A 23,704-nucleotide genomic window follows, 5' to 3' on the forward strand; every position below is an offset into this window, starting at 1 on the left:
CAGCTGATGCAACATCCTATCTCTTATTTTTCAATAAACTTTTTATCAGCTCTTACAAAAAATAAGTGTAGCACGTTTCTAGTCATTCTGTTGACGAGATGCTCATTTCGCTTGATTGCTTAAAAAATTATTTTCTTTTTCTAATCATATCTCCAGGTTTAACTGGTTGTGCGACTGGCATGGTCAAAATCATCATAGGATTTGGTGCGCGATCAATGGATTCTCCTTCTTCATTGTGCATCATCTCAACCATTTGACTGAAGTGAGTAAATCCAGGCCCATAAAATTCGATTTCATCCCCTACAGAAAAGAGGTTTCTCTGACGGATTGTCGCTTGTTTCGTCTCCTCGTCATAAGATAAAACTTCTCCGACAAATTTGTATACAGGGATCTTACGACGTTCACCAAATAATTGTTCATTTTCGCTAGGTGTATCGTAATAAAATCCTGTTGCCAATTCTCGTTGAGCCACTTTCCATAACTCATCGATCCATTCTTGTTTGCACACATAGTTTTCAGGATCTTCCATATAACTATCTACAGCTGCTTTATAGACATTTGCGACAGTTGATACATAATGGATCGACTTCATTCGACCTTCGATTTTAAAACTATCTACGCCATTTTCAATCAAGTCAGGAATATGTTCGATCATCGACATATCTACTGCACTCATCGAAAACTCTTCTTCGATCTCGCCAGCATCTGTCAAAGAGTTTCTCTCTTGTCCAAATGGCAAATCATACAATTCATATTTCCAACGACAAGATTGTGAACAGCCTCCACGATTGGCATCCCGCATCGACATATGATTCGACAACGTACAACGTCCTGAATAAGAGATACACATTGCTCCATGGATGAATGCTTCAATCTCTACATCAGTATGTCGACGGATCTCAGCGACTTCTTCCATCGAAACTTCCCGAGCTAAAACTACACGTTCCAAGCCTTCTTCTTTCCAAAATTCTAATGTTTCATAGTTGGTAGCAGAAGCTTGAGTCGATAGATGGATAGGTAAGCCAGGGGCTTCGGTGGCACAGATCTCAATAAGTGCTGGATCAGAGACGATCACTGCTGAAATCCCCACATCGCGCAGGTTACGGAAAAATTCACCGGCTCCTTCGTCATTTCCTTCATGTGTGACCATATTTGCTGCTACATACACTTTCGCTTGATGTTCTTTTGCGAATGCAACGCCTTCTGCCATTTCTTCATAGGTAAAGTTTCCTGCGCGACTACGTAACCCATAAGCATTACCACCAATATACACAGCATCTGCGCCATAATGGATAGCTGTTTTTAGTTTTTCAAGCGTGCCGGCTGGTGCTAAAACTTCCGGACGTTTTAATTTTCTTTTTGTTGTCATTTTATTTCACCATACTCCTTACTTGATAGATTCAGGATCAATATAAAAGAAACCTGTATCAAGTCCTCGATTCGTTGGATGTAATCCATTGATCTTATTCGTCATTTCTTGTGCTAACGTTTCTGTCCATGTGTCTGCTAATAATGCTTTTTTTGCCTCAACAAATAATTTAGTGATCTCAACAAATGCTTCACCAGGCGTAAAAACGCCATCTAATTTCCAGGTACGGAAATGATGGGCATAAAGCTGTGGGAGTTCATTACTTAAATTGATGTCATTATTCGCAAAAATATGCGTACCATGTGAATCTTCATAAATCGAATAATGTGTATCTTCTTTTTTAGGTTCAGCGAGAAAGAGTCCTCTTTCACGATCTTTTTTTTCGTCCTGTTGCGTGTAGTTATAGTAATTCTGTAACAATGGACGTTTCGATTGATGGATGCATGTAGCTCCATACACAAGAGTTTCGACAGGTATCATCAACTTGTTCTCCATCTCTTTCATCTCATCAAATGGCACTTCTCGTGCTAAAACAGCAGAAATCGCTCCTTTTTTTGCCCAAAAATTGATTTGTCGCGCACTCGTCACTAATGTTTCTGCATCAAAGACATAAGGAATGTTCAACTCTGGATTTTTTCTCATGGTATAAATAATCCCAGTATCACCAACTGTGATCTTATCCACATTGATTTCTTTTAAAAAAAGCAGATACTCTGGAACTTTTTTCATTTTTTCAGGATGAATGATCCCATTGACAGCTATATTTACTTTTTTACCGTACCGATGTGCCAGCGCAACTAATTCGCGTTGTTCTTCTCTTGTAAAAGAAGCTGGTAAGCGTAGACCGAAGCGTTCTTCCCCAAAATATAAGGTATCCACTCCTGCTTCAAGCAATTCTTCTGCTTGTTTCATTGATTCTATAGTAGTTATGATTTCGATCATCATTTCCTCCTCCTACAACTCCATAATAGTAGCACAGCTCTGAAAACTTTCCAATACTTCTTACATTTATTATTGATTGTAACGATACTGTAAAATAATTTCTGTTTTATACAATGTATCCCTATTGATTTAGAAGTAGCTCTTTAGGAAAACAAAAAACCCAAAAAATCAAATGATTTTTGGGTTTCTGGCTTAGCTATTTCTGTTGGGATCTCACTCTGTCATTATACTTTAGTAGTTATTTTCTTAGGTTCACGCACATTTACTGTGATTTTGCCCTTCGAAGCGCCAACAGTGATTTGATCGCCTAAATGGATTTCTCCTCCAAGCAAAGCTTCGCTCAAACGATCTTCTACTTCTTTTTGTAATGCCCTTCTTAGTGGCCGTGCACCATACTCTGGATCAAAACCGACTTTTCCAATCACATCAACTGCTGCTGGTGTGATTTTCACTAAGATATCTTGTTCTTTCAATCGTTTGACGATCGATTGACTCATGATTTGAACAATCGCATGGACTTCATCTTTTGTTAATGAATGGAAAACGACTGTCTCATCGATACGGTTCAAGAATTCAGGGCGGAAAGCTTTCTTCAGCTCTTCAAGTATCCGTTTTTGCATCGCTTGATGATCTTTAGTAATATCTTGGACGTTGAATCCAACATTTTTTTCCTCACGGATTTGAGTAGCGCCAATATTAGAAGTCATGATCATGATCGTATTTCTAAAGTCTACTTTTCTTCCTTTAGCATCTGTTAAATGACCATCATCTAACACTTGTAATAATAAATTGAAGACATCTGGATGAGCTTTTTCCACTTCATCTAGCAAGATAACTGAGTAAGGTTTTTGACGAATTTTTTCTGTCAATTGTCCACCTTCATCATAACCCACATAGCCTGGAGGCGAACCGATCAAACGACTCGTACTATACTTCTCCATGAATTCAGACATGTCGACACGAATCAATGCGTCCTCTTCACCAAACATCACTTCTGACAATGCTTTCGCAAGTTCTGTTTTTCCGACTCCTGTTGGACCTAAAAACATGAAGGAACCAATCGGGCGATTTGGATCTTTTAAGCCACTACGCGCCCGTCTGATCGCACGAGAAACAGCTTTGACCGCTTCATCTTGTCCTACAACACGTTCGTGAAGTAGTGCTTCTAGTTCCAGTAATCGTTGACTTTCTTTCTTTTCTAACTGTTGCAATGGTACACCTGTCCACTCCGAAACAACAGTAGCTACATCTTCTTCAGTCACCCGATCCGCAAAGCCATTTTTATGTTTTGCTTCAATCGCTAAACGTTTTTCTAGTTTTTTCATTAAGCTTTTTTCTTGTCTACGTAAATGCGCAGCTGTTTCAAAATCTTGTTTTTGAATCGCCTGTTCTTTTTCTTTATTCACTTGATCGATTTCTTGTTTCAGTATCGTCGTTTCTGACAAATCGTCCGCTTGTTCCAATCGAACTTTCGCTGCTGATTCATCAATCAAGTCGATCGCTTTATCTGGTAACTGTCTGGAAGTGATATATCGAACAGAAAGATTGACTGCCGCTCGTACTGCTTCATCGGTGATCTCCACATGATGATGTTCCTCATAGCGTGAACGTAAACCACGTAAGATTTCTTCCGCTTCATCTGCTGTCGGCTCATCTACTTGGATACGTGCAAAGCGTCGTTCCAATGCCGAGTCTTTTTCAATGTATTTTTGGTATTCGTCTAATGTTGTCGCGCCAATCGTTTGTAATTCTCCACGTGCTAACGCTGGTTTCAAAATATTCGATGCATCGATGGCACCTTCTGCACCACCAGCACCAATCAATGTGTGTAATTCATCAATAAAGAGAATAACTTGACCATCATGATAAATTTCATCAATGACTTTTTTCATTCGATCTTCAAATTCTCCCCGATACTTCGTCCCAGCGACTAACGCCCCCATGTCTAACATCATCAAACGTTTTGCTTTCATTTCTTCAGGTACTTCACCTAAAATGATTTTTTGAGCCAATCCTTCTGCAATCGCAGTTTTACCGACACCGGGTTCTCCAACTAAAACAGGATTGTTTTTTGTTCGGCGACTAAGTATCTGGATCAACCGTTTGACTTCTCTTGAACGACCTACGACTGGATCTAACCTGTTTTCTTTTGCTAACTTAGTTAAGTCTCTAGCTAAAGAATCTAACGTAGGAGTACCTTGTGTCATTGCTCGCTTTTCTTGTGGATTGCGACGACGAATACCACCGGTACTACTTTCCGTACCCATCGTACGCTTCAATGACTGACGAACTTTGCTCAAACTAATCCCCAAGTTGATCATGATACGAGTAGCCATGATACTCTCATCTTTTAATAGACTAAGTAAAATATGCTCAGTTCCTACCTTTTGTGTACCCATTTTATTCACTTCACTATTTGCCAAAGCAAAAATTTGTTTCATTCGAGGAGAATAAGGGAGAAATACACCTTTTGCATAAGTTTTCACTGTACCATAACCGACTAAATGCTCGATTTCTTCATAAATATCTTTTTCATTCAATTTCATATCTCGTAATACTTTCCCAGCAATCCCGTTGGGTTCGATCACTAAAGCCAATAATATATGTTCTGAACTTACCGCTTGATGTTTGAAGCGTTTTGCTTCTTCTTGGGCAATTTCTAACACACGTTGTGCTCTTTCTGTAAATATTTCTGCCATTTAAATTTCACTCCCCATCTTCATAGCTTAATCGTTCTAAAAAGGCTCGTAGAATTCGAGCACGTGTATAATCTTCTGTCTCATTGATGTTCAACGTATTTTTAGCAATCGCACTCAACATCAAGTTTCCTTCTTTTTTGGTAATGATTTGGTCTTCATATAGTTTCTGAATAATGGCGTAGGCATTTTTTTCATTAATCGTTTCGCCAAATAGCAAGTTGATTCGTTCAAGCATTTGTTTTTTATCCGACATTCTCACTTTTGCAATGCGGATATACCCACCACCACCACGTTTACTCTCAACCAGATAGCCGCGTTGAATCGTAAATCGTGTATTGATCACATAATTGATTTGTGAAGGAACGCAGTTAAATAGATCTGCCAATTCAATCCTTCGAAGCTCGATCATCTCGTTTTTTTCCAGGATCTTTTTTATATATGATTCAATTAGATCCGAAGTATTTTGTTGTGCCATCCCACTCATTCCTTTGACTAATATTGACCTTAATTATAGCGAATTTACAGGTAGAATGAAAGGAGAACGCTTGTTAGATATTTGATTCGAAGAATAACGATAAAAGACCATTTATTTATGTAAATAAAAAAAACTAGGAATTCAATGAAGTCCCAGTTTTTCCAACGCGCCCAAGAGGAGTCGAACCCCTAACCTTTTGATCCGTAGTCAAACACTCTATCCAATTGAGCTATGGGCGCATATTCAATTAATTAAAAATAATCATACAATAGAACGTATGACTTTGCAACAAATAAAAAAATCGGGAAGACAGGATTCGAACCTGCGACCCCTTGGTCCCAAACCAAGTGCTCTACCAAGCTGAGCTACTTCCCGAAAAAATAAAAAGACTACGCGCCCAAGAGGAGTCGAACCCCTAACCTTTTGATCCGTAGTCAAACACTCTATCCAATTGAGCTATGGGCGCATATTTGTAATGCCGAGGACCGGAATCGAACCGGTACGGTGATCACTCACCGCAGGATTTTAAGTCCTGTGCGTCTGCCAGTTCCGCCACCCCGGCGCGTAGTACATTGGCAAAGCGGAAAACGGGGTTCGAACCCGCGACCCCCACCTTGGCAAGGTGGTGCTCTACCACTGAGCTATTTCCGCATATTTACGATGCCGGCTAAAGGACTTGAACCCTCGACCCTCTGATTACAAATCAGATGCTCTACCAACTGAGCTAAGCCGGCGTAAAAAAATAGAATAAATCATATGATGCGGGTGAAGGGACTTGAACCCCCACGCCGTAAGGCGCTAGATCCTAAATCTAGTGCGTCTGCCAATTCCGCCACACCCGCAAAAATATGAGCCGTACAGGGCTCGAACCTGTGACCCTCTGATTAAAAGTCAGATGCTCTACCAACTGAGCTAACGGCTCATATGGAGGTTAACGGGATCGAACCGCTGACCCTCTGCTTGTAAGGCAGATGCTCTCCCAGCTGAGCTAAACCTCCAAAAATAACAAAGCGTGGCGGCGTCCTACTCTCACAAGGGGCAACCCCTCACTACAATCGGCGCTAAGAAGCTTAACTTCTGTGTTCGGCATGGTTACAGGTGTATCCTTCTCGCCATCGCCACCACACTTGGTGTTATCTATATTGAGTAAATCTTGTTCACTCAAAACTGGATTTGAAGTATCAGTAAGAAACTCTCCGAGTTTTTCATTTTATTTTGGTTAAGTCCTCGATCGATTAGTATCAGTCCGCTCCATACATCACTGTACTTCCACTCCTGACCTATCTACCTGATCATCTCTCAGGGATCTTACTTTCTTAAAGAAATGGGAAATCTCATCTTGAGGTGGGCTTCACACTTAGATGCTTTCAGCGTTTATCCCTTCCCTACATAGCTACCCAGCAATGCCCTTGGCAGAACAACTGGTACACCAGCGGTAAGTCCATCCCGGTCCTCTCGTACTAAGGACAGCTCCTCTCAAATTTCCAACGCCCGCGACGGATAGGGACCGAACTGTCTCACGACGTTCTGAACCCAGCTCGCGTGCCGCTTTAATGGGCGAACAGCCCAACCCTTGGGACCGACTACAGCCCCAGGATGCGACGAGCCGACATCGAGGTGCCAAACCTCCCCGTCGATGTGGACTCTTGGGGGAGATAAGCCTGTTATCCCCAGGGTAGCTTTTATCCGTTGAGCGATGGCCCTTCCATGCGGAACCACCGGATCACTAAGCCCGACTTTCGTCCCTGCTCGACTTGTAGGTCTCGCAGTCAAGCTCCCTTCTGCCTTTACACTCTTCGAATGATTTCCAACCATTCTGAGGGAACCTTTGGGCGCCTCCGTTACTCTTTAGGAGGCGACCGCCCCAGTCAAACTGCCCATCTGACACTGTCTCCCACCACGATAAGTGGTGCGGGTTAGAGTGGCCATAACGCAGGGGTAGTATCCCACCAGCGCCTCCATCGAAACTAGCGTTCCGACTTCTACGGCTCCTACCTATCCTGTACATGCGGTACAGACACTCAATATCAAACTACAGTAAAGCTCCATGGGGTCTTTCCGTCCTGTCGCGGGTAACCTGCATCTTCACAGGTACTAAAATTTCACCGAGTCTCTCGTTGAGACAGTGCCCAAATCGTTACGCCTTTCGTGCGGGTCGGAACTTACCCGACAAGGAATTTCGCTACCTTAGGACCGTTATAGTTACGGCCGCCGTTTACTGGGGCTTCAATTCGTACCTTCGCTTACGCTAAGCACTCCTCTTAACCTTCCAGCACCGGGCAGGCGTCAGCCCCTATACTTCATCTTACGATTTTGCAGAGACCTGTGTTTTTGATAAACAGTCGCTTGGGCCTATTCACTGCGGCTGATCTGACGATCAGCACCCCTTCTCCCGAAGTTACGGGGTCATTTTGCCGAGTTCCTTAACGAGAGTTCTCTCGCTCACCTTAGGATTCTCTCCTCGACTACCTGTGTCGGTTTGCGGTACGGGTCGTTGTTTTCTCACTAGAAGCTTTTCTCGGCAGTGTGACGTCAGGAACTTCGGTACTATTATTTCCCTCCCCATCACAGCTTGTCCTTAAAGTTAGAAGCATTTGACTCCTATCAAGACTTACTGCTTGGACAGACATTTCCGATCGTCTGCATTCCTTAGCCTCCTGCGTCCCTCCATTGCTCAAACAAAAACAACGAGTACAGGAATATCAACCTGTTGTCCATCGCCTACGCCTGTCGGCCTCGGCTTAGGTCCCGACTAACCCTGGGCGGACGAGCCTTCCCCAGGAAACCTTAGTCATTCGGTGGACAGGATTCTCACCTGTCTTTCGCTACTCATACCGGCATTCTCACTTCTAAGCGCTCCAGCAGTCCTCACGATCTACCTTCAACGCCCTTAGAACGCTCTCCTACCAATACACCTAAAGGTGTACTCCACAGCTTCGGTAATATGTTTAGCCCCGGTACATTTTCGGCGCAGGGTCACTCGACTAGTGAGCTATTACGCACTCTTTAAATGGTGGCTGCTTCTAAGCCAACATCCTAGTTGTCTGTGCAACCCCACATCCTTTTCCACTTAACATATATTTTGGGACCTTAGCTGGTGGTCTGGGCTGTTTCCCTTTCGACTATGGATCTTATCACTCACAGTCTGACTCCCGGATATGAATGAATGGCATTCGGAGTTTATCTGAATTCGGTAACCCGAGATGGGCCCCTAGTCCAAACAGTGCTCTACCTCCATCATTCTCAATTCCGAGGCTAGCCCTAAAGCTATTTCGGAGAGAACCAGCTATCTCCAAGTTCGTTTGGAATTTCTCCGCTACCCACACCTCATCCCCGCACTTTTCAACGTACGTGGGTTCGGTCCTCCAGTGCGTTTTACCGCACCTTCAACCTGGACATGGGTAGATCACATGGTTTCGGGTCTACGACTACATACTCAAACGCCCTATTCAGACTCGCTTTCGCTGCGGCTCCGTCTCTTCAACTTAACCTCGCATGCAATCGTAACTCGCCGGTTCATTCTACAAAAGGCACGCCATCACCCATTAACGGGCTTTGACTTGTTGTAGGCACACGGTTTCAGGTTCTATTTCACTCCCCTTCCGGGGTGCTTTTCACCTTTCCCTCACGGTACTGGTTCACTATCGGTCACTAGGGAGTATTTAGCCTTGGGAGATGGTCCTCCCGGATTCCGACGGAATTCCTCGTGTTCCGCCGTACTCAGGATCCTCCTAGGTGCCTTCCAAATTTCATCTACGGGGCTTTCACCCTCTCTGACTGACTTTTCCAAGTCATTCGACTATCTGAAAGAACTACCATATCGGAGTCCTACAACCCCAATGAGCAAGCTCATTGGTTTGGGCTTTTCCCGTTTCGCTCGCCGCTACTCAGGGAATCGAATTTTCTTTCTCTTCCTGCAGGTACTTAGATGTTTCAGTTCTCTGCGTCTACCTCGTATACGCTATGTATTCACGTATACGTAACATCCTATAAAAGATGCTGGGTTCCCCCATTCGGAAATCTCTGGATCATAGCTTACGTACAGCTCCCCAAAGCATATCGGTGTTAGTCCCGTCCTTCATCGGCTCCTAGTGCCAAGGCATCCACCGTGCGCCCTTATTCACTTAACCTTATCAACCTTGCGGTTGGGTTTTGATCTTTCTTCTAGCGATAGAAGTCCAATCAAGAAAAATAAGCAATTGAACTTATTAAAAAACTCATTCAACGCGGTGTTCTCGGTTTGTATTACTTACATTTTTACTTCAATATCCAGTTTTCAATGAACAAGTATATAACAACATACGTTGTTAATGGAGCCTAGCGGGATCGAACCGCTGACCTCCTGCGTGCAAAGCAGGCGCTCTCCCAGCTGAGCTAAGGCCCCGGGTTACATTTTGAGTAGACCTCTCAAAACTGAACAAAGTATCGACAAACGTGTGTAGTCTCCGTAATATTCCTTAGAAAGGAGGTGATCCAGCCGCACCTTCCGATACGGCTACCTTGTTACGACTTCACCCCAATCATCTATCCCACCTTAGGCGGCTGGCTCCAAAAAGGTTACCTCACCGACTTCGGGTGTTACAAACTCTCGTGGTGTGACGGGCGGTGTGTACAAGGCCCGGGAACGTATTCACCGCGGCGTGCTGATCCGCGATTACTAGCGATTCCGGCTTCATGTAGGCGAGTTGCAGCCTACAATCCGAACTGAGAGAAGCTTTAAGAGATTAGCTTAGCCTCGCGACTTCGCGACTCGTTGTACTTCCCATTGTAGCACGTGTGTAGCCCAGGTCATAAGGGGCATGATGATTTGACGTCATCCCCACCTTCCTCCGGTTTGTCACCGGCAGTCTTGCTAGAGTGCCCAACTAAATGATGGCAACTAACAATAAGGGTTGCGCTCGTTGCGGGACTTAACCCAACATCTCACGACACGAGCTGACGACAACCATGCACCACCTGTCACTTTGCCCCCGAAGGGGAAGCTCTATCTCTAGAGTGGTCAAAGGATGTCAAGACCTGGTAAGGTTCTTCGCGTTGCTTCGAATTAAACCACATGCTCCACCGCTTGTGCGGGCCCCCGTCAATTCCTTTGAGTTTCAACCTTGCGGTCGTACTCCCCAGGCGGAGTGCTTAATGCGTTAGCTGCAGCACTGAAGGGCGGAAACCCTCCAACACTTAGCACTCATCGTTTACGGCGTGGACTACCAGGGTATCTAATCCTGTTTGCTCCCCACGCTTTCGAGCCTCAGCGTCAGTTACAGACCAGAGAGCCGCCTTCGCCACTGGTGTTCCTCCATATATCTACGCATTTCACCGCTACACATGGAATTCCACTCTCCTCTTCTGCACTCAAGTCTCCCAGTTTCCAATGACCCTCCCCGGTTGAGCCGGGGGCTTTCACATCAGACTTAAGAAACCGCCTGCGCTCGCTTTACGCCCAATAAATCCGGACAACGCTTGCCACCTACGTATTACCGCGGCTGCTGGCACGTAGTTAGCCGTGGCTTTCTGGTTAGATACCGTCAAGGGGTGAACAGTTACTCTCACCCTTGTTCTTCTCTAACAACAGAGTTTTACGATCCGAAAACCTTCTTCACTCACGCGGCGTTGCTCGGTCAGACTTTCGTCCATTGCCGAAGATTCCCTACTGCTGCCTCCCGTAGGAGTTTGGGCCGTGTCTCAGTCCCAATGTGGCCGATCACCCTCTCAGGTCGGCTATGCATCGTGGCCTTGGTGAGCCGTTACCTCACCAACTAGCTAATGCACCGCGGGTCCATCCATCAGCGGCACCGTAAAGCGCCTTTCAAAACGAAACCATGCGGTTTCGATTGTTATACGGTATTAGCACCTGTTTCCAAGTGTTATCCCCTTCTGATGGGCAGGTTACCCACGTGTTACTCACCCGTTCGCCACTCCTCTTTTCCCGGTGGAGCAAGCTCCGGTGGGAAAAGAAGCGTTCGACTTGCATGTATTAGGCACGCCGCCAGCGTTCGTCCTGAGCCAGGATCAAACTCTCATAAATAAAAGTTAGAACAATCTTTCGATTGTTAAGCTCAATTGTTTGCTAGCATATTGCTTGCTTGTTAAAAATGTTTGTTGTCTTGAATTGAATCAAGACGCCCTACACATTTGGTTTGTCTTACTTTGTTCAGTTTTCAAAGGTCTACGTGATAAATGAAACACAACTGTCTCAACTTATCGTTTGTGATTGCCGTAGCAACTTTTATATCTTAGCAAACTCTCAAATGATTGTCAACTATTTTTTAAAAGTTTTTCGAACTCTTTTTTCACGAGGTCGTTTTAGCAACTCACTTATAATAACTTGTTGTTTGTTATTTGTCAATCACTTTTTTTGTCTTTTTCTTTGCGAAACTAACTTCAATCAGTGAATCACCCAAAAGCAACTTCGTTATCTTATCATGTGTCAACAAACATGTCAATCACTAATTTTAAGAATCGATTTGTTTGTTTTCCGTTCTTTCGAACAAATAATAATATACCAACATCAATTTTGAAAGTCAACTAAAAAAAGGCTGATTTATCAACATTTTTAAGAGAGTCGATCATTAAAAACAGGAAGCACAAAATCATTCGTTTTTTACGTGTTTTTTCTCCTATTTAAACTAGTTTCACTATGATAATGTTCATCTTTTCATTTGTTTGATCAAATTTCTTTTTTCTTACTATTATTGTGTAAGTGTTCTCAATTTATTACTTCGTTTAAATGATGTTTCTCCTTGATTTAAATCACTTTCTATTTTTGACTCCTCTTTTATCTTAGATTTCCCCCCTTCTCCCCCCTCTTCTTCTAAAATTTTCCTTAACAAAGCGCTGCTTTTATCTATTTATCTTTTTTTTTGCTAAAATATTAAGAGTAAACACATTAATCGATGGAGGATCTATTTATGAAAATATTAATCGCAGATGACGACAAGGAAATTGTTGAATTACTTAGTATCTACGTACACAATGAAGGCTACGAAGCAGTAAAAGCCTATGATGGAAAAGAAGCATTATCAAAAGTACGAACAATCCCTGATATTGAATTACTTATTCTAGACATCATGATGCCTGAAATGGATGGCATGCAAGTGGTCAAAGAATTAAGAAAAGAATCACAAATCCCTATCATTATGTTAACAGCGAAAACGACTGATATGGATAAAATCAAAGGGTTAGTTGCTGGTGCAGATGATTATGTGACGAAACCATTTAATCCTCTTGAGGTAATGGCTCGTGTAAAATCTTTGTTACGTCGCACAAAAATGCAAGTGACGCCGGATCAACCGGATGTCCTAGAAGTAAATGCCTTGATCATCAATAAAGACTCACATGAAGTCAAAACAATCGATGGAAAAGAAATCCAACTGACTGCCTTAGAATTTGGTATTCTATATCTTCTTGCAAGTCATCCTAACCATGTATTCAGTGCAGATGAAATCTTTGAGCGTGTCTGGAAACAAGAAAGTATTGTCTCTGCTAAAACAGTAATGGTTCATGTTAGTCATTTAAGAGACAAGATCGAAGAAGCAACAGGTGGAGAAAAAGTCATTCAAACCGTTTGGGGAGTGGGCTATAAAATTGATGCAAGATAAAAAAGTGATCGAAAAACGACGCCGGATCAATCTGACATCTAAAGAAATCAGTGAATTATTAGCAGAAGGAATCATTACGATCATCCTTCTGCTTCTATTGAATGTAGCGATGTTGGTCATTATCAGTTCGATCATCAGTAGTTCACCTTCTTTGACAAATGCTATTTGGGATTCTAAAAATATTTTTGCCCAGCGTTTAGATAGTGATTTGTTTTGGAATGGTCGAAACTTTATTTTTCCTGTTTTCTTTCTATTAGATGTTGGTGTATTATACTGGCGATTGATTCGTCGCTACCGACAAATGCAATTACGACATATCATTAGCGAATTGCATTATATCGCTAATGGCAATTATGACCATCGTATCCCTTTCGAATTAAGTGGCGATCTTAGTCGTGTAGTCAAAAGTATCAATGGCTTAGTGGATAGTACGGTGGCGGCGATTGAAGATGAACGTAAAATTGAAAAATCAAAAGACGAACTGATTACAAACGTCAGTCATGATATTCGCACACCTTTAACATCAATTATTGGCTATTTAGGTCTTATTGAAGATGGTCAGTACCAAACAGAAGAAGATCTGTTGAAATATACCCATACTGCTTATGTCAAAGCGAAACAAATGAAATCATTGGTAGAAGATCTGTTCGAGTATACCAAGGTACGTCAGCCGGCGGTTCCTGTGAATTTTTCTGCATTTGATTTGATCCAATTGATTGAACAATTAGCAGCTGATTTTGAACTAGAAGCTTCTAAAAAGGATATCCAAATTTTTGTTGAATCTCCAATCAATTCACTGATCATGGATGGTGATACCGAAAAGTTAGTTCGCGTATTCAATAATTTATTAACGAATGCCCTAAAATATGGCAAAGGAGCTACTAAAATCATCATTGAAATTGAACAACTTGGTTCAGAAGTCATCGTTGTTGTCAAAAACAATGGTACCATGATTCCCCAACAAGCCATTGACAATCTATTTGATCGATTTTACCGCGTGGAAGAATCCCGTTCACAAGAAACTGGCGGAACAGGGCTTGGTCTAGCCATTGCACAAAGTATCGTAGCATTACATGGTGGCTATATCTATGCGAAGTCAGATCAAGATTGGACGTCTTTTATCATGCATTTCCCGCTTAAAAAAAATGAAAAGTTAGTCGGCAATCTGACAGAACATATTGACGGAAACTAAATTTTTCGCTATTCTTAGGATACAAATAAAGAAAACAGTGAACCCAGTACATTTTATTTTTTTCAAGAGAGCTGATGGTTGGTGCAAATCAGTAAAAAATAATTTCGAAGTTCCAGTTCACCTATTGTGCCTTTCGAAATAAGAAAGGTCGGTAACAGCCGTTATCTGTTTACAAGTGCAGTCTCAGTAGACTGAACTTGGGTGGTACCGCGAAACTCAAACCAGTTCGTCCCAAGATATTTCTTTGGATGAGCTGGTTTTTTTTATACAAAAAAGGAGGAAAAGAAATGTTAGATATTAAAATGATCCGTCAAAATGTTGATTATGTACAAGAAAAATTAACGTCACGTGGCGTTAAAAAAGAAATCTTAGCGGAGTTTGTGGAGTTAGATGAATCTCGTAGAAAATTGTTGGTTGAAAGTGAAGAATTGAAAAAATATCGTAATGATGTATCTGCTGAAATTGCCCAATTAAAGCGTAATAAAGAAGATGCAACTGCGAAGATCGCTGAAATGAAAGAAGTCGGTGGGAAAATCAAAGCACTAGATGAAGAAGTTGCACAAGTTGATGAAAAATTACAACAAATCGCTACAACTCTCCCAAATTTGCCTCATGACACTGTGCCGGTGGGTAAAGATGAAGAGGATAACGTGGAAGCTCGTCGTTGGAGTGAACCTCGTCAATTTGCTTTTGAACCAAAACCTCACTGGGAAATTGCTGAAAATCTAGGTATTCTTGATTTTGAACGTGGGGCAAAAGTATCAGGAAGCCGCTTTGTTTACTATAAAGGATTAGGTGCTCGCTTAGAACGTGCCCTTTATAATTTTATGTTAGATCAACACGTCTATGAACATGGCTATACTGAAATGATGACACCTTATGCTGTCAACAGCCAAGCCATGTTTGGTACTGGTCAATTTCCTAAATTTAAAGAAGATGTTTTCCAATTAGCTGATACAGATTTAACCTTGATCCCAACAGCCGAAGTTCCTTTAACAAACTACTACAGCAATGAAATCTTAGCAAAAGAAGATTTACCTGTTTACTTCACTGCACTTAGCCCAGCATTCCGTTCAGAAGCAGGTAGTGCCGGTCGTGATACTCGTGGATTGATTCGTCTTCATCAGTTCAATAAAGTAGAAATGGTGAAATTCGCTGATGCAGAACATTCATATGAAGAACTTGAAAAAATGACCGCTGACGCAGAGGACATTTTGAAGAAACTACATTTACCTTACCGTGTTATGACATTATCAACTGGAGATATGGGCTTCTCAGCAGCGAAAACGTACGATTTAGAAGTATGGATCCCTGCACAAGATACGTATCGTGAAATCAGTTCTTGCTCAAACTGTGAAGATTTCCAAGCGCGCCGTGCGATGATCCGTTACCGAGATGCTGATGGAAAAATCCATTATGCACATACATTAAATGGTTCTGGTTTAGCAGTTGGCCGTACGGTTGCTGCCATCCTTGAAAACTATCAAAATGAAGATGGTTCAGTCACAGTTCCAGAAGTACTCGTGCCTTACATGGGGAACCTAAAAGTAATCAAATAAACAATAAAGCAGCTAAGTGATTCGTTGGCACGAATTGCTTAGCTGCTTTTTTATGATCAAAAAGTTTGATTATGATTCTACAGAATAGTTTGGTGCTTCTTTCGTAATTTGTACATCATGCGGATGAGATTCTTTCAGCCCACTGCCACTCATTTGAATGAACTGTGCATCATCTCTTAATTGTTTTAGGTTTGCTGATCCAACATAACCCATCCCTGATTTTAAACCACCAATCATTTGGAAGAGAATGTCTGCCACGCTTCCTTTGTACGCTACGCGGCCTTCAATACCTTCTGGCACTAACTTATTGGCTTCATTCGTGCCACCTTGGAAGTAACGGTCTTTTGATCCTTTTTCCATGGCGCCTAATGAACCCATTCCACGATATGTCTTGAAGCGACGACCTTGATAGATTTCAAATTCACCTGGAGATTCATCAGTACCTGCCAACATACTACCTAACATGACCGCATGTCCACCCGCTGCTAAAGCTTTGACGATATCACCAGAATATTTAATCCCACCATCTGCAATAATGGTTTTTCCATATTGGCGTGCAACTGAAGCTGCATCGTAAATAGCTGTTAATTGAGGAACACCCACACCCGCAACCACACGTGTCGTACAAATCGAACCTGGTCCGATACCTACTTTCACCACGTCAACACCTACATCGTATAAAGCTTTTGTTGCTTCTGCTGTTGCTACATTACCAGCAATCAATGTTGCATCTTTAAATGTGGTACGAATTTCTTGGATTTTACGGATCACACCTGCGCTATGTCCATGCGCCGTATCAATGACAATGGCATCTGCGCCAGCATCAAGTAAAGCTTGTGCACGTTCAAATGTGTCGCTAGTGACACCAACTGCGGCAGCTACCAACAAACGACCATGTTCATCTTTTGCTGCATTTGGAAACTCGATCACTTTTTCGATATCTTTGATCGTGATCAAACCACTTAATCGGCCTGCATCATCAACGATCGGTAGTTTTTCGATTTTATGTTGTTGTAAGATTTTTTCTGCATCTTTTAGAGAAGTGCCTACTGGGGCTGTTACTAAGTTTTCTTTTGTCATGACTTCACTGATTTCGATATGGAAGTCTGTAACAAAACGCATATCACGGTTTGTAATGATTCCTACTAATTTGCGGTTTTCCAATGTTTCAACGATTGGCACACCACTGATACGGTATCTGCTCATCAATTCTTCAGCATCTGCGACCAAGTGTTGTGGTGTCAAGAAGAATGGGTCAATGATTACGCCACTTTCAGAACGTTTCACTTTACGTACTTCATCTGCTTGTTCGCTGATTGTCATGTTTTTATGGATGACACCTAGGCCACCCTGTCTTGCCATAGCAATCGCCATTTTGCTGTCAGTAACTGTATCCATACTTGCACTGATGATAGGAATATTCAATTTGATATTTTTTGCTAATTGTACACTCATATCCACTTCGTTTGGTAACACGTGACTTTCTGCTGGTATCAATAAGACATCATCAAAAGTAAATCCTTTTTTCGTGAACTTTGTTTCCCAGTTGGACATTTTTAGTACCACTCCTCTTGTTTAGTTTATCTACTAAAATAATCGATTTTCTTTTGTAAGTCAACAACTTCTACTAATCCCTTGTTTTTTCTAAGGAACTACTCAGTGAATCCAAAAAAAAAGAACGTACCAGCATAATGAAGCGTCTCCTAATATTTGATCAAAATCAAATGTTAGTTAGCGCTTTCGTCTTACACTGCATGTTCTTTTTTCTTACTCAATATTTTTACTAAACTGAAACGAGTACACTTCAAGAAAGAAAAGATGCGATTCACTTTTTAAACATTTGCTTCGATCGATTCTTTGATCTTTTCAATCTCATTCAAATAATATAGTTTATAGGGAATGCTTAAGCCTTTTTTCTTCGTCTCTTCGTCAAGATACTTTTCATCGACATCTGTATACACAAATAAATCAGCAGTTAGTGTCTCCGGCTTTCTTGTATTATAGCTAATGAAATCCAGCTCGATTTCTGGCCCTAAAACAGACCGCATTTCTTTTTGAAACTTTCTTCCATGCCCAAGAATAAATTGTCCAGTTTTGATTCCGGCATAACCAAAAAGAGGCACTCCGTCAGCATTGATAGAAAATATCCATTTGACTTTTTTCATATTCATTCACCCCTCCTCGTTTAACTATCTCGCTCAACATGTTTTTTAATATCAGTGATTGTCTCTTCTCTTTGAGAATAACACTATTTTTTATAATAATAAAAAATAATCTTTCAATCTCATGATTGCCTTTATGAGATGGATAGAAGATAAAAAAAAGAATGTGCCAGCATGACGCTGCACATTCTTTTTTTATTTATCTTCTCGTAAGTCACATAATTTCTAGGTCCAATGAACTATCTTCTTGGAACAGAAAGACTCCCAACGATGCCATATTTTTTCTTTAAGTAGTAACGCAACGCAAGAGCCGCTGCACCGATGATGATGATCACCACTGGATCTAATAATGGGTTAACAATTGGTGGCAATAAGGTTGTTGCTGAAAAAGCAATGACCCAGATCAATGTCGTTCCACCTAGAATCAACAAGGTTTTACCCATCCCTGGTTTTTTACTGCGATCAGCACCTGGATACTCGTATTGGTAAATATACTTGTACATCAAGTAAAAGACCCATCCACCAATAGCTGAACCTAGTACAAGTGTGGTGATTCCATAAGCAGGCGTTGTTTCACGTGAAAACAATCCAGTGATTGCGATCATGACACTCAATAATCCGAGTAAGAGTAATGTATTGTCCAACCACATCAACGTTGGCGTCGAAGAAGTTTTCACTTCAACCGGTTTATTGATGATTGCTTCTGTTCTTTCAGATACCGTTCCAAATAATTGGCGGGCTGTTTTCCCACCTTTTTGTTCGGATACTAAAACGGGTAACATCTCATGCAAAGCCGTTACTTTTTCTTCTTCTGATAAATTCGCTGCTTCTAGCGACTTCTTTAAGTCAAAAATATATTGTTGATTACGTTTTGTTAGTTGTTCTTCTAACTGCGCATTTTCTTTTACGATTTCGCGTAACTGTTCTGCTTCCATTATTTTACAGTCCTCCTTAGACGCTGACGGTTGTCACAAAAGACATTTTAACATATCACATACACCGTATGATAGCCTTTTTATACATTAAAACGGAATAACATAACGTCGCCATCTTGAACGACATAGTCTTTCCCTTCTAATCGTACACGTCCTGCTTCTTTCGCTGCGTGCATCGTTCCGTATTGGTCTAAATCTTCAAATGAGACTGTTTCTGCACGGATAAAGCCACGTTCAAAATCGGTATGGATGATTCCTGCAGCTTGTGGCGCTTTGATTCCTTTTTTGAACGTCCACGCACGAACTTCTTGTTCACCTGCTGTAAAGTATGTTGCTAATCCTAATAGGTCATACGCCGCACGAATCAATTGATCCAACCCTGACTCTTCAATGCCTAATGCTTCAAGAAACTCTGCTTTATCTTCGTCGTCCAGCTCAGCAATTTCTTCTTCTGCTCTGGCGCTAACGACAATAACTTCTGCGTTTTCTTCTGCAGCAAAATTGCGGACTGCTTGAACATATTCATTCGCATCTGCATTTGCTACTTCATCTTCTGCCACATTCGCAACATACAAGATCGGTTTAGTTGTTAACAAGAATAAAGATTTAACGATTTTTTGTTCTTCTTCTGTAAATTCGATCGAACGTGCTGAACGTCCATCTTCTAATACTGGTTTGATTTTCTCCAACACCGCTAATTCAGCGACTGCATCTTTATCTTTTGTTTTTGCAATTTTTGCCACACGTGTATAGCGCTTCGTCACTGACTCTAAATCTGCTAAGACAAGCTCTAGATTGATCGTATCAATATCTGCTAAAGGATCGACGCGTCCTTCTACGTGTGTGATGTTGTCATCGTCAAAACAACGAACAACATGACAGATTGCATCTACTTGGCGAATATGACTTAAAAATTGGTTTCCTAATCCTTCACCTTTACTTGCACCCTTAACGATTCCAGCAATATCTGTAAATTCAAAGGTTGTTGGTACAGTTTTCTTTGGTTTTACTAATTCTGTTAAACGTTGTAAACGCCAATCAGGTACTTCAACCATTCCAATATTTGGATCAATAGTCGCAAAAGGATAGTTGGCAGCCTCTGCTCCCGCCTTTGTAATTGCATTGAACAAAGTTGATTTTCCTACGTTGGGTAAACCCACAATTCCAGCAGTTAATGCCATAAATTCATTCACTCTTTCTCTACATTTTTTTCAAGTACTTTTTTCATTTTTTTCTCAAATTCTCGACGGGTCATCATCACGATATGACCGCAATTCATACATTTGATTTTGATATCAGCGCCCATTCGGATGATTTCCCAACGGTTCGTTTGACAAGCATGAGGTTTTTTCATTTCTACGATATCATGTAAGTCGTACATAACATAGCCTCCCTCTGTTTATTCTTCATCAAATTGAATATTTAGAATATCAAGAATTCTAGTTAAATCATTTTGTGAAAGATATTCGATTTCGATCTTACCTTTCCCATTCTTTTCTTGGATGGCGACACTTGTTCCAAATTTATCCATCAAGCGATCTTCACTCTCACGGATATAATACGGTTTTTCCTTCGCTAAACGTGGAATTTTTTTCTTTTCTTGCCCATCATTTTGATTCAGCTCGGAAACGATCTGCTCTAATTGTCGAACCGTTAGATTTTCTGTGACGACACGATTGGCTAATTTTAATATCAATTGTTTATTTTTTAATCCAAGTAACGTACGAGCTTGTCCCATAGATAATCGTTGATCTTGGACCATTTCTTTCACTAAATCAGGCAATGTCAATAAACGCAAATAGTTTGCGATATAAGGACGACTTTTCCCTAAACGACTTGCGACTTCAGCTTGTGTCAACTTTAAGTTCTTCATCAACATCTCATAAGCTTCTGCTTCTTCTAAAGGATTCAAGTCTTCACGTTGTAAGTTTTCTAAAACTGCAACTTGCATCATCGCTTCTTCGTCGAAATCCCTGACAATTGCAGGAATTGTTTCTTTGCCAGCTAACTTAGACGCTCGGAAACGACGTTCACCTGCGATGATCTCATACCCTTTCACCGACGAACGACGAACAATGATCGGTTGAAAGACACCGGAGTACTCGATCGAGTTCGCTAATTCTTGCAATGATACTTCTTCAAATGTTTTACGTGGTTGATACGGATTAGGACGCAATTCGTTTAGTGGCAACTGAATAACAGTTTCATCTTTCACGTTGACTGTTTCTAAATTTTCCAAATCTTGAAACAGCGCGTCGATTCCCCGACCTAGTCCTTTACTTTTCTTCACGATCGACCACTTCCTTTGCTAATGCTTGATACACTTCAGCGCCTCTGGAACGCGGATCATAATCAATGATAGGTTTTCCATGACTTGGTGCTTCTGACAAACGAATGTTTCGAGGAATCACTGTGTCATACACTTTTTCACGGAAATACTTCCGTACTTCTTCTACCACTTCATTCCCTAGATTCGTTCGAGCGTCATACATCGTCAATAATACCCCTTCGATTTCCAATTCAGGATTGAAGTGTTTTTGTACCAAGCGAACAGTATTCAGTAGTTGACTTAACCCTTCTAACGCATAGTACTCACACTGCACAGGGATCAAAATCGAATCACTTGCAGTAAATGAGTTGATGGTTAGATGACCTAAAGATGGCGGGCAATCAATTAAAATGTAGTCATACTGATCGTTGACTTCAGCCAGTGAACTTTTTAAACGTGATTCTCTTGCCATCATTGAGGTTAATTCAATCTCCGCTCCCGCTAATTGAAGAGTGGCAGGCACAATACTCAAGTTTTCATGTTCAGTAGCAATTGTCGCTTCAGCAATTGGTAACTCATTGACTAATACATCATAAATATCTTGTGTCACATCAGGTTTACGAATGCCTACTCCGCTAGTGGCATTTCCTTGTGCATCCATATCTACTAGCAACACTTGTTTACCTAAACTTGCTAAACAAGCACCTAGATTTACAGTTGTCGTTGTTTTACCAACGCCGCCTTTTTGATTTGCAACGGATATAATTTGTGCCATCTCTTCTCCTCCTACTTGATTGGTTGCTTATTCGGCAACCCAGGTTTTCTTGGATACTTCTTCGGTGTTGGTTTCTTTTTCTGTATGATCAGAATGTGGCGTTTGTCCGAGATTTTAGGTAGTTCGATTGCTTGCTCACCAATAAATTTACCACCTAATTGCGCAATCGCTGGTTTCGCTTCTGCCAATTCTTCTTCACTTTTAGCAGCTTTCAGTGCATAGAAATAACCCTCTTGTTTCACTAATGGTAAACACAGTTCCGTCAATACATTCAAACGTGCCACTGCACGAGCAGTCACAAAATCAAATGATGCACGGAATTGCGGATTTTGTCCAAATGTTTCTGCACGATCATGGTAAAGAGACGCATCGATTTCTAATTGATTCGTTAACTCAGTTAAAAAAGTGATTCGCTTATTCAAGGAATCAACAATCGTTATTTGTAACTCAGGAAAAGCAATTTTTAAAGGAATACTTGGGAACCCAGCTCCTGAGCCGACGTCACATAAAGTCAGGCCAGTTGAAAAATCAACATCAAATGCCAACGTCAATGAATCATAAAAGTGTTTTAAGTAAACTTCTTCTCGATCAGTGATCGCCGTCAAATTCATTTTTTCATTCCACTCCACTAATAAATGAAAATAACGGTCAAACTGCGCCATTTGCTTATCCGATAAATGAATGTCTTTTTCTGCCAAGACTTGGCGAAATTCTTCTGGTGTCATAATTTGTCCTTTCATTGTGAAACAGCTAATTGTTTCACAGAATCTCTTCCTACTTTAACGCAAAATGAGTCGAGTTGCAATCTTTCTATATATAAATTTAAAGGAGGTTATGCCAAATTTGGAAGTAGGTAAATTCTACATCTAAAATAAGAAAATAATCAGCCCACGGACAACACAAAAAAGAGTGTTCTGCCCATTGCTCACACTCCTTTATTTTCTATTTATTCTTTGAGCATATTCTAATATAAAGTTATTTTATGTATACTTATATAGAGAAAATAATTATTTTTATACGATAATCTTTGATTAAACAGACAATTCAAACTGATATGAACAAAAAAGGAGGAGTTTCAGATAAAACTAAAAACAAAAACGTTATTATTAAATTTTCTTTTACTACTATCTTGCCTGCTTTTTTCTCGATGGTTTTTCATGCGTTATCTCTATTATTATTCTATTACGCTTTTTCCACCATCTGGTCCTGTCGACTTCTGGTTTCCTTTCTTCTTAGTGATAATTATTGCACTCTCTCTTTATGTCAGTCTTCAAAGTGTTTTTACAAGAAACATCTATCGGGAATGGCTAATCTTTTTTTCTTTTCTCTATCTCTCTTTTCTCATTTATTTACTTTTCTTGAAAAATATTGGGATACGAGGCGTAGAATTTCAGCTATTTTCGTGGGTGAAGGATTTGATTTATGGTGATCCAATGATTGTTCTGTTTAATATTTTGCTGTTTCTACCTTTAGGCTGGTTTTTACAATTAAGTCTATCTTAGTCCTTTCAGCTGTCTTAGGCGTTGAATGGATCCAATATTTCTTTTACCTAGGTATTTTTGATTTAGGGGATGTTTTTGTAAATACTTGTGGGTTTCTTATTGGTGCATGTATAAATAGGTGGCTGATCAGTCGATGGGATATTCAGGTTTCTTCTTTTTTACATAAGTGATTTACTCTATGTTCTTGTTAATGAAAAAACAGCCGACGAATCAATCATTCGTCAGCTATT

The 23,704-nt window shown here is 40.9% G+C and carries 16 protein-coding genes, 10 tRNA genes, 3 rRNA genes and 1 other annotated feature; of the genes, 4 read left to right on the forward strand and 25 right to left on the reverse strand.

Annotated features, from left to right (window positions below):
• Positions 1-127: 127 nt before the first annotated feature.
• From IGK77_RS14640 to IGK77_RS14720, 17 genes are all read right to left on the reverse strand, one after another.
• The gene (locus IGK77_RS14640; protein ID WP_071867593.1) at positions 128-1,369 is read right to left on the reverse strand and encodes a peptidase U32 family protein; all 1,242 of its coding nucleotides are present in this window, start codon (positions 1,367-1,369) and stop codon (positions 128-130) included.
• A gap of 18 nt (positions 1,370-1,387) precedes the next feature.
• A complete protein-coding gene (locus IGK77_RS14645) occupies positions 1,388-2,311 on the reverse strand; it encodes a peptidase U32 family protein (RefSeq protein ID WP_074801031.1) in 924 nt (307 codons plus the stop codon).
• Between the two features lie 224 nt (positions 2,312-2,535).
• The gene (locus IGK77_RS14650) at positions 2,536-5,010 is read right to left on the reverse strand and encodes an ATP-dependent Clp protease ATP-binding subunit (protein WP_074801017.1); all 2,475 of its coding nucleotides are present in this window, start codon (positions 5,008-5,010) and stop codon (positions 2,536-2,538) included.
• A 7-nt stretch (positions 5,011-5,017) separates the two neighbouring features.
• Positions 5,018-5,485, reverse strand: a complete 468-nt coding sequence (locus IGK77_RS14655) for a CtsR family transcriptional regulator (protein ID WP_010733901.1) — start codon at positions 5,483-5,485, stop codon at positions 5,018-5,020.
• A 165-nt stretch (positions 5,486-5,650) separates the two neighbouring features.
• A tRNA-Arg gene (locus IGK77_RS14660) sits at positions 5,651-5,724 on the reverse strand.
• A 62-nt stretch (positions 5,725-5,786) separates the two neighbouring features.
• Positions 5,787-5,860: transfer RNA gene (locus tag IGK77_RS14665), tRNA-Pro, on the reverse strand.
• 17 nt (positions 5,861-5,877) lie between these two features.
• A tRNA-Arg gene (locus IGK77_RS14670) sits at positions 5,878-5,951 on the reverse strand.
• Between the two features lie 10 nt (positions 5,952-5,961).
• Positions 5,962-6,047 (reverse strand) — tRNA-Leu (locus IGK77_RS14675).
• A gap of 17 nt (positions 6,048-6,064) precedes the next feature.
• A tRNA-Gly gene (locus IGK77_RS14680) sits at positions 6,065-6,136 on the reverse strand.
• Between the two features lie 10 nt (positions 6,137-6,146).
• Positions 6,147-6,219 (reverse strand) — tRNA-Thr (locus IGK77_RS14685).
• Between the two features lie 26 nt (positions 6,220-6,245).
• Positions 6,246-6,327 (reverse strand) — tRNA-Leu (locus IGK77_RS14690).
• Positions 6,328-6,334: 7 nt separating this feature from the next.
• Positions 6,335-6,407, reverse strand: a tRNA-Lys gene (locus IGK77_RS14695).
• Between the two features lie 3 nt (positions 6,408-6,410).
• A tRNA-Val gene (locus IGK77_RS14700) sits at positions 6,411-6,483 on the reverse strand.
• Between the two features lie 12 nt (positions 6,484-6,495).
• Positions 6,496-6,611 (reverse strand): 5S ribosomal RNA (rrf, locus tag IGK77_RS14705).
• A gap of 89 nt (positions 6,612-6,700) precedes the next feature.
• A 23S ribosomal RNA gene (locus IGK77_RS14710) occupies positions 6,701-9,615 on the reverse strand.
• A gap of 181 nt (positions 9,616-9,796) precedes the next feature.
• A tRNA-Ala gene (locus IGK77_RS14715) sits at positions 9,797-9,869 on the reverse strand.
• 77 nt (positions 9,870-9,946) lie between these two features.
• A 16S ribosomal RNA gene (locus IGK77_RS14720) occupies positions 9,947-11,507 on the reverse strand.
• Together the 16S, 23S and 5S rRNA genes with 10 tRNA genes alongside form the textbook arrangement of a ribosomal RNA operon.
• An 883-nt stretch (positions 11,508-12,390) precedes the next feature.
• On the opposite strand from IGK77_RS14720, the gene IGK77_RS14725 reads away from it, so the two are divergent.
• The 3 genes from IGK77_RS14725 (at position 12,391) to serS (ending at position 15,831) form a co-directional block, all read left to right on the forward strand.
• Positions 12,391-13,080 carry a response regulator transcription factor gene (locus IGK77_RS14725; protein WP_010734587.1) on the forward strand — a complete coding sequence of 230 codons (690 nt, stop codon included), beginning with the start codon at positions 12,391-12,393 and terminating at the stop codon, positions 13,078-13,080.
• Positions 13,067-14,272, forward strand: coding sequence for a sensor histidine kinase (locus tag IGK77_RS14730; RefSeq protein ID WP_176285327.1), 1,206 nt, complete (start codon positions 13,067-13,069; stop codon positions 14,270-14,272). The genes IGK77_RS14725 and IGK77_RS14730 overlap by 14 nt, the downstream gene beginning before the upstream one ends.
• A gap of 24 nt (positions 14,273-14,296) precedes the next feature.
• Positions 14,297-14,509: a binding site (T-box leader), on the forward strand.
• A gap of 50 nt (positions 14,510-14,559) precedes the next feature.
• On the forward strand, positions 14,560-15,831 hold the full coding sequence (serS, locus tag IGK77_RS14735; protein ID WP_074801145.1) for a serine--tRNA ligase: 1,272 nt from the start codon (positions 14,560-14,562) through the stop codon (positions 15,829-15,831).
• A gap of 69 nt (positions 15,832-15,900) precedes the next feature.
• Here the strand turns inward: serS and guaB are convergent, their stop codons facing one another.
• The 8 genes from guaB to rsmG all read right to left on the reverse strand — a co-directional run bounded on the left by guaB (position 15,901) and on the right by rsmG (position 22,697).
• Entirely contained in the window at positions 15,901-17,385 is a 1,485-nt protein-coding gene (gene guaB / locus IGK77_RS14740) for an IMP dehydrogenase (protein WP_010734584.1), read from the reverse strand.
• Between the two features lie 278 nt (positions 17,386-17,663).
• The gene (locus tag IGK77_RS14745; RefSeq protein WP_074801143.1) at positions 17,664-18,002 is read right to left on the reverse strand and encodes a hypothetical protein; all 339 of its coding nucleotides are present in this window, start codon (positions 18,000-18,002) and stop codon (positions 17,664-17,666) included.
• A 230-nt stretch (positions 18,003-18,232) separates the two neighbouring features.
• Positions 18,233-18,928 (reverse strand): DUF1129 domain-containing protein, encoded by a 696-nt coding sequence (locus IGK77_RS14750; protein WP_019722878.1) that lies wholly within the window; start codon positions 18,926-18,928, stop codon positions 18,233-18,235.
• Between the two features lie 80 nt (positions 18,929-19,008).
• On the reverse strand, positions 19,009-20,109 hold the full coding sequence (gene ychF / locus IGK77_RS14755; protein ID WP_010734581.1) for a redox-regulated ATPase YchF: 1,101 nt from the start codon (positions 20,107-20,109) through the stop codon (positions 19,009-19,011).
• 8 nt (positions 20,110-20,117) lie between these two features.
• Positions 20,118-20,309 (reverse strand): DUF951 domain-containing protein, encoded by a 192-nt coding sequence (locus IGK77_RS14760; protein ID WP_010734580.1) that lies wholly within the window; start codon positions 20,307-20,309, stop codon positions 20,118-20,120.
• Between the two features lie 18 nt (positions 20,310-20,327).
• A complete protein-coding gene (locus IGK77_RS14765; RefSeq protein ID WP_010734579.1) occupies positions 20,328-21,218 on the reverse strand; it encodes a ParB/RepB/Spo0J family partition protein in 891 nt (296 codons plus the stop codon).
• Positions 21,205-21,972 carry a ParA family protein gene (locus tag IGK77_RS14770; RefSeq protein ID WP_010734578.1) on the reverse strand — a complete coding sequence of 256 codons (768 nt, stop codon included), beginning with the start codon at positions 21,970-21,972 and terminating at the stop codon, positions 21,205-21,207. Before IGK77_RS14770 ends, IGK77_RS14765 begins: the two co-directional genes overlap by 14 nt.
• An 11-nt stretch (positions 21,973-21,983) precedes the next feature.
• Positions 21,984-22,697, reverse strand: coding sequence for a 16S rRNA (guanine(527)-N(7))-methyltransferase RsmG (rsmG, locus tag IGK77_RS14775; RefSeq protein ID WP_010734577.1), 714 nt, complete (start codon positions 22,695-22,697; stop codon positions 21,984-21,986).
• A gap of 806 nt (positions 22,698-23,503) precedes the next feature.
• Here rsmG and IGK77_RS14780 point away from each other — a divergent pair.
• Positions 23,504-23,644, forward strand: a complete 141-nt coding sequence (locus IGK77_RS14780) for a hypothetical protein (RefSeq protein WP_438713233.1) — start codon at positions 23,504-23,506, stop codon at positions 23,642-23,644.
• Positions 23,645-23,704 lie beyond the last annotated feature (60 nt).

Source organism: Enterococcus sp. DIV0806c (genome assembly GCF_051710905.1).
GTDB lineage: Bacteria > Bacillota > Bacilli > Lactobacillales > Enterococcaceae > Enterococcus_B > Enterococcus_B mundtii.